Below are 10,802 nucleotides of genomic sequence, written 5' to 3' on the forward strand. Positions count from 1 at the left end.
TGGGACGTCTAAAGCTTGGCTGGTCCTCATTCTTCGCTAATTTTAGCCAAGCTTTTAAACCAGTTATTTAGGCGTTAGCCCATAGAAATTTTTATGCGAAATTCGCCTAATACAGCCGGCGACCTAAAACGTTTTTATCCAAAAACGAGCTAGAGCGAACATCTGCTGTTCGCTCATAACTGCGGGTCAGGTGAAGCATTAACCTAATCATCAAGGCTGTAGGATCAGATATGAGCTACTACACTCTAACACTACCACACTTTAACAATTAAGTTTATATTTTGATTCGGCCTACTTTTCGAAAGCACGCTTCATAAAGTTAGGTGTTGTTAATGCACCCTTATGAATACCTGTGTTGTAGTACTCAGTGTCAAATGTTGCGTTATCAACGTCTTGTTCGCGGAATCCGGCAAACTTTTGATCTTTACGCGCCATTGTTGCTGACCACAGGCCGCTTGGGTAGATTGGCTGTGGGAAAGGCAGGGTTTGCAGATCAACAAAGCCTACTTCCAACATTGCATCGCGCATTTCTAGTAGCAACGGCATGTGCATCAGTGGTGATTCACTTTGCTGGATCATGATACCACCAGTGCGAAGCGCTGCTAAACAGCTCTTGTAGAATGCGTGGTTGAATAAACCTTCACCAGGGCCAACAGGATCGGTGCCATCAACGATGATAACATCGATAGACTCTGCTTCGGCTTCACGCATATATCTGATGCCATCATCAAACATCACAGTTGCACGAGGATCGTTATTAGACTCACAAAGCTCAGGGAAGTATTTCAAAGACATTTGCGTCACAACTTCGTCGATATCAATCTGAGTTACTTTTTCAACGCCAGGGTGCTTTAATACTTCACGCAATGTGCCACAGTCGCCGCCGCCAATGATCACAACATTTTTAGGTGCAGGGTGCGAGAATAGCGCCGGGTGACTCATCATTTCGTGATAGAAAAAGTTTTCACGCGTGCTCACCATAGTGCAACCGTCAATGATCATCAGGTTACCAAAATCCGTCGTTTCAAACATTTCTACTTTTTGAAATGGTGATTGGATTTCGTCTAGTTTTTTGTTGACTCTAAGTGAAAAAGCGCTGCCATCGCGGTCGCTAATTTCTGTAAACCAACGGTTTGCTTCTAAGTTTGCCATGATTGTGTTCACACTTGATAAAAATTAAGGCAATTTTGCCAGTGCTTGCGCCTTTGCTCAATCAATTTTAGTCAACATTTTGTACTTTGCCTCATATTAGTCCTAATCAAGCATGGGCTATTTATCAGGTTTGTAAGCTAATGAAAACGCAACTTTAGGTCGCATTGACTAGCCTCGCGTATTAGAATGAAGCTTTATAAAGAATTAATTGAGAGCAGCAATGACTTGGGGTCTGCAAACAGCACGTTCTATCTATAACGTTACGCACTGGAGTGACGGCTATTTTGATATCAATGAACAGGGCCAGTTAGTGGCGTTTCCTGATGGTGATCGCACTAAGCCACCAATTTTTCTTCCAGAGTTAACTGAGCAATTTAAAGCGCAGGGGCTAACTTTGCCGGTTTTGGTGCGTTTTACCGACATTTTAAAACATCGTGTCGATACCTTGACTCAAGCATTTACTGCCGCACGAACTCAACGTGATTACCAAGGCCAGTACACTTGTGTTTATCCAATAAAAGTGAATCAGCAGCGCTCGGTTGTCAGTAAGTTATTGGCTCATCCAAGCGGTCTCGTTGGCCTTGAAGCCGGTTCTAAGCCTGAATTGATGGCAATTTTGGGTGTGGCACACCAACCTATTACCATTGTCTGTAACGGTTACAAAGACAGTGAGTTCTTGCGCTTAGCTTGCATCGGTCAAGCGATGGGCCATCAAGTAAACATAGTCGTAGAAAAGCTCTCTGAACTGGATACCTTATTACAAGAAATCGACGATTTAGGCATTGAACCGTCGATTGGTATTCGTATTCGTCTTAATTCAGTTGGTAAAGGCAAGTGGCAAAATACCGGTGGTGAAAAAGGCAAGTTTGGTCTTACTGCTAGCCAAGTGCTGCAAGCGGTTGAGCTACTTAAGTCGCATAATCGTTTGCACTTAATGCAGTTGGTACACTTCCATATCGGCTCGCAAGTTGCCAATATTCGTGATATTCAACGTGCGCTTAAAGAATGTGCGCGTCACTATGCTGAGCTATACCAACTAGGTGTTCCGCTGCGTATCGTTGATGTTGGCGGTGGCCTCGGAGTGGACTACGAAGGCTCAGGTTCTCGTAGTTCATGCTCTATGAATTATACGGTGGCGGAATACGCGAAAAATGTGGTGCATGCTTTTCATGATATTGCGGAGCTCAATAGCATTCCGCATCCGGATATTATTACTGAATCTGGTCGAGCATTAACTGCCCATCACGCGATGCTTATTACGGATGTGATCGACGTAGAAAAAGCACCAAATCAAGTCGAACCGGTGCAACCACAAGATACCAGCCCATTGGTATTACAAGAGTTATGGCATTCGTTGTCACAACTGACTCCTCGCATGGCTTTAGAAACTTACCATGACGCTATGCACTTGTTCAGCGATGCACACGACCAATACGTGCATGGTTTGATCAGCATGCAAGAGTGGGCGCAGCTTGAGCAGCTTTACTTCACGACACTTCATAAAGTGCGTGAGTGCTTAAATGAGAATGCAAGAGCACACCGAGAAGTACTAGACGACCTCAATGAAAAGCTGGCTGATAAACTGTTTGTGAACTTCTCGTTGTTCCAATCACTGCCGGATGTTTGGGGTATTGACCAGCTATTTCCGGTGATGCCTATCGACAAGCTCAATCAGCCGTTGACGCAAAGAGCGATTATTCAGGACATTACCTGTGATTCTGATGGTCAAATCAACAGTTATGTTGAGGGCGCGGGTATCGAGTCAAGTTTACCCATTCCTGAGTATGTGCCGGGAGAGCAATATCACGTTGCGATGTTCTTGGTGGGAGCCTATCAAGAAATATTGGGTGATTTACATAACTTATTTGGTGACACAGACTCAGTACACGTTGAGCTTTGTGATGAGGGTTATAAACTCACTAATGCAATCAAGGGCGACAGTGTTGAAGATGTACTACGCTTTGTTCATTATGACAAAGCTGTGTTATCTGAGAACTACGCACAGCAGGTCGCGGCCTTGTCGTTACCAGAGTCAATTAAAGCTCAGTATCTACAGGAGTTAAACGCAGGACTTGAAGGTTATACTTACTTCGAAGATTGATTTTCAAATAGTGAAATGGAATAAATTATAGCCGACCAACTGGTCGGCTTAATTGTGTGTGATTTTCAAGGTATGATACAGCTCTGCCGTAAAACACGATGAGGGAATGAATGTCGTTTATTCGTAAAGTGATCAGCATCTTGCTGTATGCCGTTAACACTATATTTTGGTTTATACCGATCTTTATTTGTGGCTTGATTAAGCTACTGCCCATCCCACCATTGCAAAAAGCCATGAGCTATATTGCTAAAGCGTGCGCAAGTAACTGGGTCGCGTGTAATTCAGTGAGCCAAAACCTCATTGCGCCGTATACACTCAATGTTAGCGGGTTGGATGAGCTAAAACGCAAAGACTGGTACTTGGTTATCGCCAATCACCAAAGTTGGGTGGATATCTTAGTGTTGCAGCGAGTGCTTCATGGCAAAATCCCGTTTTTGAATTTCTTTTTGAAAAAAGAGCTGCTTTACGTACCTGTGCTTGGTCTTGCTTGGTGGGCACTCGATTTTCCTTTTATGACGCGAACCAGCAAGTCGCAATTAAAGAAAAACCCTAAATTGCGTGGTAAAGACATAGAAACGACGCGAAAAGCATGCGAAAAGTTTAAAACAATGCCAGTGAGTATTGTAAACTTCGTTGAGGGTACGCGTTACACCGAATCCAAGCATAGTAAGCAGAAAAGCCCATTCACACACCTGCTTAAACCAAAAGCGGGAGGCATCGCATTTGTGATGCAGGCCATGGGTGAGCAAATCAGCAAAGTGGTGAACGTCACCATACATTATCCCGGTGGTGTACCAACTTTTGCAGACTTTATCGCTGGTAAAGTGAAGTCAGTAGATGTTCAGGTGGAAGTAATGCCGGTCAGTGCAAACTTGGTCGGCGACTACACGAATGATCCCGAATTTAGAGTGCGTTTTCAATCCGAATTAAACGCCTTGTGGCAAGCTAAAGATGCACAACTTGTGGAGCTTGCCGATAAAAAGTAGTAGAAGGATGTTGTGATGTTAAAACAAATACTACCTAAGTGGTTTCTCGGGCTATCGGCCAGTGTGTGGCTGCTGGTGAATACCTTTGTATGTGGTTTATTGGTGCTATTGTTTGGCATCATAAAACTGCTTGTGCCAGTTAAGTTTATCTCTACAGCACTGCACTTTTTTTACGGTATGTGGTGTAAAGGCAATTACCTTGGTTTGCGCATCGCGTGCGACAAAATCCAAGTGGGCTTGCCAAAAGAATTACACGCTCAAGGGTGGTATTTATTAATTTCCAATCATCTTAGCTGGCTTGATATCGTTGTGCTTAGTGCCATGGAGGTACTACCTGCACCTAAATTTTTCCTAAAAGATGAATTAAAGTACGTGCCTTTCATTGGTACTGGTGCATGGGCTATGGGCATGCCATTTATGAAACGTGCGAGTAAAGCGCAGATCGCCAAAAATCCTAAGCTTAAAGGGATGGATGTAGAGCGTACCAAAGCCAGTTGTCGCAATTTTCGTGATCATCCCACAACGGTAATTAATTTTGTGGAAGGTACTCGTCATACTAAAGCCAAACATGCGCATCAAAATAGTCCGTTTAAGCATCTGCTCAAACCAAAGGCGGGTGGTGTAGCGTTTGCCCTTGAAGTGTTATCTGAGCAACTTGACGGCATGCTCAACGCGACTTTGGCTTATGAGTTAGAAGGTGAGCATATTTGCCGTGCATTTACGCTTGGACGCTTGGACGCAATTGATGTAAAAATAGACTACATCGCGATGGAGAAAGTGCCGCTTGGTAACTATCAAGCCGATAAAGCTTATCGTGTACAGTTTCAATCTTTTATGAATGAAGTTTGGCAACGCAAAGATTGCCAACTCGAAGCGCATTGGCTGCATTCGACTGAGCCAAATGACACGCTCAATGAGGAGCTAAAACAGCTATGAAGTTTGATCACCTTCATGATGTCGTTCAACCGTGGTTAAAAGAGTTACCGCAAGGCACTGTGATCAGTGCGTTATTCACCAACGGTGTCGCGGTTGTTGGGTTATTGTTTTTATATTGGGTGATCCGCCGTTTAGTGCTACCCAATGTAGAAAACCTCGCGCGACATATTTCACCGCGTAAAATTGGTCACCTTGCCCCTCAGTTAAGTAAATTTAGCGGCCGCTTTGCCTTTGTATTGTGTTTACTGGTCTTTTCCGCCTACCACGAGCGTCTATTTGTCGCGCCAGCTTGGGTGTTTATCGTGATGGAAACACTGGTGTACGTTATGTTGGTGGTGGCATCTGGGTTTTTATTTAGCAGTTTAGTCAATTTAGGTAATGGCGTTTATAACCTCTTTCCATTCGCCAAAGAAGTGCCGATCCAAGGGATTATTCAAGTAATTAAGCTACTGATATTTATAGTTTGTTCTATATTGGTGGTCAGTATCTTGGTGGATAAATCACCGACTTATATTCTTTCCGGTTTTGGTGCTATCGCGGCAGTCATTATTTTGGTATTTAAAGATACGATTTTGGGATTGGTTGCGAGTATTCAAATAGCAGCCAATCGACTGGTAACCACTGGTGACTGGATCCAAGTTGACGCATTTGGTGCAGACGGCGAGGTGATAGATCTGGGTTTAAATACCGTTAGGGTACGTAACTGGGATAACACCGTCACCACCATACCAACTTATATGTTGATCTCTGATTCATTTAAAAACTGGCGTGCCATGCAAGAGTCAGCAGGACGTCGCATAAAACGCGCCATTCATATTGATTTTACTAGCATTGAGCCGTTGGCTGAGCAAAAGCGAGCGTTGCTAACCGAGCAATATCCACTACTGGAAAAGCTTGACGATGTACCAAGCGATATCACCAATTTAGGCTTATTTAGACGCTATGCAGAGGCCTACTTGAAGCAGCATGATGCCATTAATCAAGATTGTTTATGTATGGTCAGGGAGCTTGCCCCCACGCAGCATGGTTTGCCTCTGGAGTTTTACTGTTTTAGTCGCGATAAACGCTGGGTGTTTTATGAGCATCTACAAGCCGATATTTTGGACTACATGCTAAGCGTAATGCCAGCATTTGGGTTACGTCCATACCAAAGTGTGAGTGACTACTTTGGCGCACACCGCGTGAAAGTGCGCGCCGTTAGTAAACCTGACGCAATTGTAGAATAATCACCAAGGCCACAGAAAGGTGGCCTACACACTTCCAGCGATAACCCCAAATACCATAAAGGCAATAAGCAATTGCCATATCGCGGGCTTTAGCCATTTTAGTGCTACAAAGCCTAATACCACCGCGATGATATCGAGCAAACTATGCACCGCAGAAAGCCAAATTGGTTGATAAAACGCAGCGGCTAAAATTCCCACAACACCGGCATTTAAGGCCGCGCTGATGCTTGCAAACCTTGGCAATGCAATAAGTGATTGCCACTGTTGGTTAAACGCCCACATTAACAGTAGGCCCGGCAAGAAAATAGCGAGCGTTGCAATCGCTGCGCCCAAAATGGGATGGGTATTGTCGACAACGGCGCCTAAAAAGCTTGCGATGGTAAACATCGGCCCTGGAATGGCTTGCGCGGCAGCATAAGCTGTTAAGAAGGTTTCTTGCGCGACTCCCTCAACACTAGTTTGTAGTAGCGGCAGCACGACGTGACCGCCGCCAAAAACTAAAGCACCTGCCTGATAAAACTCGGCAAATAGTTGATTTGGTAGCGCGGCAAAGGTTAACGCAAATAGGCCAATAAAGAGCGCAAATACAGACCAGTTGATTTGGCTTTTTGATTGACTCGGTTTACTTGGCGCATTGCTAAATGAGTAAAAGTAACCAGCAACGACAAGCACCATAAGCACACCCAATTGTGCGCTTAAGTTCGGCAGCATCAACAGCGTGAATGTGGCGAAAAATGCGACGAATTTGAGTGCTGTGGTTTTACAAAAGCTTTTCGCCATACTCATTACCGCATCGGCAACGATGACAACAGCAAACAATTTCAACCCATTGATGACATTCAACGCAGTGCCCGAAAGCTGCTCAGCGGTTAATGCCAGCATGATCATGAGCAAAAAAGACGGTAGCGTAAACCCTAAGAAGGCGGCGATCCCTCCTAGTATTCCAGCTTTTTCAAAACCAATCGCGAATCCAACTTGACTAGACCCCGGCCCTGGCAGTATTTGTGACAGACTGATCATACTGGCATAGCGCTCGTTACTCAGCCATTTTAAGTTATCGACAAAGTGTTTTTTAAAGAACCCAAGGTGGGCTGCGGGTCCTCCAAAGCTCGTACATCCTAATAACAAAAACTGGTAAAATATTTTCAGAAACATAGTGTACCTTGTGATATTGTTAACCTTATATCTTCACAATTTTATATGACATATTTATGACTTTTGGCGCGAGTGCGCCTCAGTTGGATAAGTATTATGCGAATGACTTTTTTATCGCCGTGTTTACTTTTTTTGTTGGCGAACTTCTCTTGTTTTGCTCAGCAAATTAATGTCGCTGTTGATCACGCGCCACCGTATAGCATTATTGAAGACAATGGTGAAGTGCAAGGTTTAATCTTAGATATATTGGCAACGGTGCAGGCTCAGGCTGGTGTTGATTATCAAATAAATGCCGTTCCCTGTCCTTTCTCTCGCTGTATGCGGATGATAGCGCAAGGTGAGGTAGACGTCATGGGTGGCTTGATCCGTACGCCTCAACGAGAAAAGTTAATCAACTTTGTCGAACCCGCCTACATGGCGCTGACATCTTCGTTTGTGTTCTATGCTAAGCAAGACAGCGATATTCGGGTGGAACAATATACGGATCTTTATACCAAGCGGATTGCGGTGATGCGTGGCGGCGTTTTTTACCCTCGCTTTGATGAAGACCGTCAACTCAATAAAGTCCCTGTGTTTAGTGAGCAAGTGGCGTTTGATTTATTGCTTAAAGGACGTGTTGACCTTGTGATCGCAGTTGAAGACACCGCTGAGGTGGCGATGGAAGTGCTTGGTCAGCCCATTGAAAAGTTGAAAAAAGTCTCCTATCACCACGCTCAGCCGATTTATGGCCATATGGCAATGAGCAAACGCTTCAGCGGCACCGAGCTTGCGCAAACCATTCGTTTAACGATGAAGCAATTGGCTGAGAGAAAGCAGCTTGATGCTGTGGTTGCAAAATATAAACTGCCACCAGTTTCTGAGCATATAAGCGACTTAGTCCCTGCTCATCCTTAAAAAAACCAACAAGGCTTCAGCCAGAGTTAATTGTTTATTGCAACAATATAGACAATCAAGTTGAAACGAACTCAGGTGGGAAGATGATTGCAAGAAATATGTTAATTGGTGCAGCCGTTGTGGTTGCTTTGTCTGGATGTGAAATGAATAACACAGGTAAAGGTGCGGCGATTGGCGCTGCAACTGGTGCGGTGTTAGGTAAGGCTACTGGTAACCACAAAGATAAGCGTCTTGCCATTGGTGCTGCGGTTGGTGCAATTGCAGGTGCCGCAATTGGTAACTATATGGACAAGCAGGAAGCCGCTTTTAACCAAGAGCTCGCGGGCACGGGGGTTGAGGTGGTTCGTGAGGGTGACCAAATGCGCTTAGTGTTGCCATCAAACATTACCTTTGCGACAGGTAAGTCAGCTATCAGCCCAGGTTTTTATAATACACTTCAAGGCATCGCGCGCGTGATGCAGCAGTACGATAAGACATTCTTAACGATTGTCGGGCATACAGACTCTACTGGTTCAGCGAGCTTTAATCAGACTTTGTCTGAACAGCGCGCGAATAGCGTAAAGCAGTATTTATTATCACAGCAGGTACTTCCTGCGCGATTATACGCAGAGGGCATGGGGGAGTCTCAGCCAATCGCGAGCAACGATACTGAGCAAGGTAAGGCACAAAACCGCCGAGTAGAAATAAAAATTATTCCAAACCGCGCATAAGAAAAGTGCAAGGAGTGCTGCACAGCACTCCTTTTTATGGACTTCGGCTGCTATAAGAATAAGGTATTTATCGAATTATCAGATAAATCAGGCCTGCGCCGATAACGCCCCCAACGCTTAGGGATAGGATTGCAGTAAACAAGAATAAATGATAACTCACTGTTTTTTCTTCTTTGTTTTCTTTATTATGGAACATGTCGGCCAAATCAATAAGCTTGGATTGGGAGACTTCAAACACCGCACACAAGCTCATTACAGTCTCTTTACTTGCTGTCCCGTCGCTCTCGACGCGTTGAATTGTGCGTAGACTAACTCCAGAGGCATCTGCTAAATGTTGCTGAGTCCAACTCTTTTCGGTTCGCAATAGCTTTACTGTATTATTATTTATTTGCATTATCTCCTCCTTGACGAACTTAAAGTGCGGCACTGCCGTACCAGCGTCCCAAGTAGTACGCGAGAGTAAATATACAAAAGCCTGCAACTAGGCCGTAGCCCATAAAAGTGAATATGACCTTGGCTAAGGTCAGTTGATCGTTCAGAGGGGTACTTGACTGGCGACCAAGTATTTTTTTTCCTTTGAGTAATAGGCACTCAGTTTCAAAAGTAAACCCGTTAATTAAACAAAATCTAGCTTCATAGGCCTGATCTGCAAAAGTAAATTTATGGGTACTATCACCGAGTAAGTGGCGTTTTTGAGAAACGCAAACATCGTCGACGAAAACATATTGAGTGCAATTTAATGCATTTGCACAACACGTAATTTGATGATCTCCATCTTGGAAATACACTTTGTAGGTGGCTTTTTCTAGCTTTTTTAAGTCAGACATATTGAACTCCAGTTATGTTGTTGTCTCCACTGTGCCTGTTTCTTCATTAAAACACGCCGACAAGCTTACGTCAGTGCTCAAACTGTCATATGACAATAATTTATAAAATTAATTAACTTAATGATTTAAATGCTTTTATAGCGAATCTTAAGGTTGGGTAAGAAATGGAAGTCAGAAACAGCACTGAGCCTAATAAAGTTTTGTGACTCAGTGCCTCAATAAAAAGAGGGTCATAATGTGCTTAAAGCGTGTCACACACCACTTCAGCTTTGCAGGTAATTACGCTGACATTTGTATAACCGATACGTGTTAGTTGCTCTGCGGCAAAAATAGCACGGCCACCAGCAGCACAGTGTAAATAAATTGGCCTGTCTGCGTCTTTTTCCAGCTCTGGAAGCTTAAACTCTAGCAATCCTCTTGGGATATTTACCGCGCCGTTGGCTGCCTTTTGACTATGCTCAGCCGGCTCTCTCACGTCGATAACCAGACCATTGTTTTGTGCAATCTCTGATTTTGCTTGTACCGCGTCAATGCAGCGTTGATTAGGCTTAACTGTCTTTAATACATCTTGGGCAGATATCAGCATATGTAGCTCCTTATTGGGTTATCGGTTTCATTATGACTCACCTTTCCTGAATGCCAAGTTTCTTCAATATAACGATCATAGGGCACCAGTTAGTAAAAGCAGACTGCACTAAATTGACACAAATAAACACGCTAAACCAAACCCAATGTGGGTTGACAAAATGTGTGAGCAGTAAAGAAATGGCAAACATAACACCAGCGATTAATCTAAATAACCTGAGCTGCGGATA

12 protein-coding genes are annotated in these 10,802 nt (G+C 44.0%); 6 read left to right on the forward strand and 6 right to left on the reverse strand.

The window, feature by feature from the left end:
• Window positions 1–291: 291 nt before the first annotated feature.
• The gene (gene speE, locus BB427_RS23320) at window positions 292–1,152 is read right to left on the reverse strand and encodes a polyamine aminopropyltransferase (protein WP_069023582.1); all 861 of its coding nucleotides are present in this window, start codon (window positions 1,150–1,152) and stop codon (window positions 292–294) included.
• 220 nt (window positions 1,153–1,372) lie between these two features.
• On the opposite strand from speE, the gene speA reads away from it, so the two are divergent.
• From speA to BB427_RS23340, 4 genes are all read left to right on the forward strand, one after another.
• Window positions 1,373–3,253, forward strand: a complete 1,881-nt coding sequence (gene speA, locus BB427_RS23325; RefSeq protein ID WP_069023584.1) for a biosynthetic arginine decarboxylase — start codon at window positions 1,373–1,375, stop codon at window positions 3,251–3,253.
• A gap of 110 nt (window positions 3,254–3,363) precedes the next feature.
• Window positions 3,364–4,239, forward strand: a complete 876-nt coding sequence (locus tag BB427_RS23330; protein ID WP_010378193.1) for an acyltransferase — start codon at window positions 3,364–3,366, stop codon at window positions 4,237–4,239.
• 15 nt (window positions 4,240–4,254) lie between these two features.
• Window positions 4,255–5,175, forward strand: coding sequence for an acetyltransferase (locus BB427_RS23335; RefSeq protein ID WP_069023587.1), 921 nt, complete (start codon window positions 4,255–4,257; stop codon window positions 5,173–5,175).
• Window positions 5,172–6,401 carry a mechanosensitive ion channel family protein gene (locus BB427_RS23340; protein ID WP_069023588.1) on the forward strand — a complete coding sequence of 410 codons (1,230 nt, stop codon included), beginning with the start codon at window positions 5,172–5,174 and terminating at the stop codon, window positions 6,399–6,401. Before BB427_RS23335 ends, BB427_RS23340 begins: the two co-directional genes overlap by 4 nt.
• A gap of 24 nt (window positions 6,402–6,425) precedes the next feature.
• Here BB427_RS23340 and chrA read toward each other — a convergent pair whose 3' ends face one another.
• Window positions 6,426–7,556: a chromate efflux transporter gene (gene chrA, locus BB427_RS23345; RefSeq protein WP_069023590.1), complete on the reverse strand. Its 1,131-nt coding sequence runs from the start codon at window positions 7,554–7,556 to the stop codon at window positions 6,426–6,428.
• Between the two features lie 102 nt (window positions 7,557–7,658).
• Here chrA and BB427_RS23350 point away from each other — a divergent pair, with 102 nt between their 5' ends.
• On the forward strand, window positions 7,659–8,450 hold the full coding sequence (locus BB427_RS23350) for a substrate-binding periplasmic protein (protein WP_240701625.1): 792 nt from the start codon (window positions 7,659–7,661) through the stop codon (window positions 8,448–8,450).
• Between the two features lie 83 nt (window positions 8,451–8,533).
• Window positions 8,534–9,160: an OmpA family protein gene (locus tag BB427_RS23355; RefSeq protein WP_039493461.1), complete on the forward strand. Its 627-nt coding sequence runs from the start codon at window positions 8,534–8,536 to the stop codon at window positions 9,158–9,160.
• Between the two features lie 67 nt (window positions 9,161–9,227).
• Here BB427_RS23355 and BB427_RS23360 read toward each other — a convergent pair whose 3' ends face one another.
• The 4 genes from BB427_RS23360 to BB427_RS24045 form a co-directional block, all read right to left on the reverse strand.
• On the reverse strand, window positions 9,228–9,554 hold the full coding sequence (locus BB427_RS23360) for a helix-turn-helix transcriptional regulator (RefSeq protein ID WP_069023592.1): 327 nt from the start codon (window positions 9,552–9,554) through the stop codon (window positions 9,228–9,230).
• Between the two features lie 19 nt (window positions 9,555–9,573).
• The gene (locus tag BB427_RS23365) at window positions 9,574–9,987 is read right to left on the reverse strand and encodes a hypothetical protein (RefSeq protein WP_069023594.1); all 414 of its coding nucleotides are present in this window, start codon (window positions 9,985–9,987) and stop codon (window positions 9,574–9,576) included.
• A 241-nt stretch (window positions 9,988–10,228) separates the two neighbouring features.
• On the reverse strand, window positions 10,229–10,573 hold the full coding sequence (locus BB427_RS23370; RefSeq protein WP_010378206.1) for a rhodanese-like domain-containing protein: 345 nt from the start codon (window positions 10,571–10,573) through the stop codon (window positions 10,229–10,231).
• A 37-nt stretch (window positions 10,574–10,610) separates the two neighbouring features.
• The coding region (locus BB427_RS24045; protein WP_302622144.1) for a YgaP family membrane protein at window positions 10,611–10,802 on the reverse strand (192 nt) is incomplete at its 5' end.

The sequence above is a fragment of the Pseudoalteromonas sp. BMB genome, from assembly GCF_001709235.1.
In the GTDB taxonomy this organism is placed as follows: Bacteria; Pseudomonadota; Gammaproteobacteria; order Enterobacterales; family Alteromonadaceae; genus Pseudoalteromonas; species Pseudoalteromonas maricaloris.

What these genes read in the sequence shown, in the direction of transcription:
- speE (WP_069023582.1), bottom strand. Translation starts at nt 1,152, where the DNA reads ATGGCAAACTTAGAAGCAAACCGTTGGTTTACAGAAATTAGCGACCGC.
- speA (WP_069023584.1), top strand. Translation starts at nt 1,373, where the DNA reads ATGACTTGGGGTCTGCAAACAGCACGTTCTATCTATAACGTTACGCAC.
- BB427_RS23330 (WP_010378193.1), top strand. Translation starts at nt 3,364, where the DNA reads ATGTCGTTTATTCGTAAAGTGATCAGCATCTTGCTGTATGCCGTTAAC.
- BB427_RS23335 (WP_069023587.1), top strand. Translation starts at nt 4,255, where the DNA reads ATGTTAAAACAAATACTACCTAAGTGGTTTCTCGGGCTATCGGCCAGT.
- BB427_RS23340 (WP_069023588.1), top strand. Translation starts at nt 5,172, where the DNA reads ATGAAGTTTGATCACCTTCATGATGTCGTTCAACCGTGGTTAAAAGAG.
- chrA (WP_069023590.1), bottom strand. Translation starts at nt 7,556, where the DNA reads ATGTTTCTGAAAATATTTTACCAGTTTTTGTTATTAGGATGTACGAGC.
- BB427_RS23350 (WP_240701625.1), top strand. Translation starts at nt 7,659, where the DNA reads ATGACTTTTTTATCGCCGTGTTTACTTTTTTTGTTGGCGAACTTCTCT.
- BB427_RS23355 (WP_039493461.1), top strand. Translation starts at nt 8,534, where the DNA reads ATGATTGCAAGAAATATGTTAATTGGTGCAGCCGTTGTGGTTGCTTTG.
- BB427_RS23360 (WP_069023592.1), bottom strand. Translation starts at nt 9,554, where the DNA reads ATGCAAATAAATAATAATACAGTAAAGCTATTGCGAACCGAAAAGAGT.
- BB427_RS23365 (WP_069023594.1), bottom strand. Translation starts at nt 9,987, where the DNA reads ATGTCTGACTTAAAAAAGCTAGAAAAAGCCACCTACAAAGTGTATTTC.
- BB427_RS23370 (WP_010378206.1), bottom strand. Translation starts at nt 10,573, where the DNA reads ATGCTGATATCTGCCCAAGATGTATTAAAGACAGTTAAGCCTAATCAA.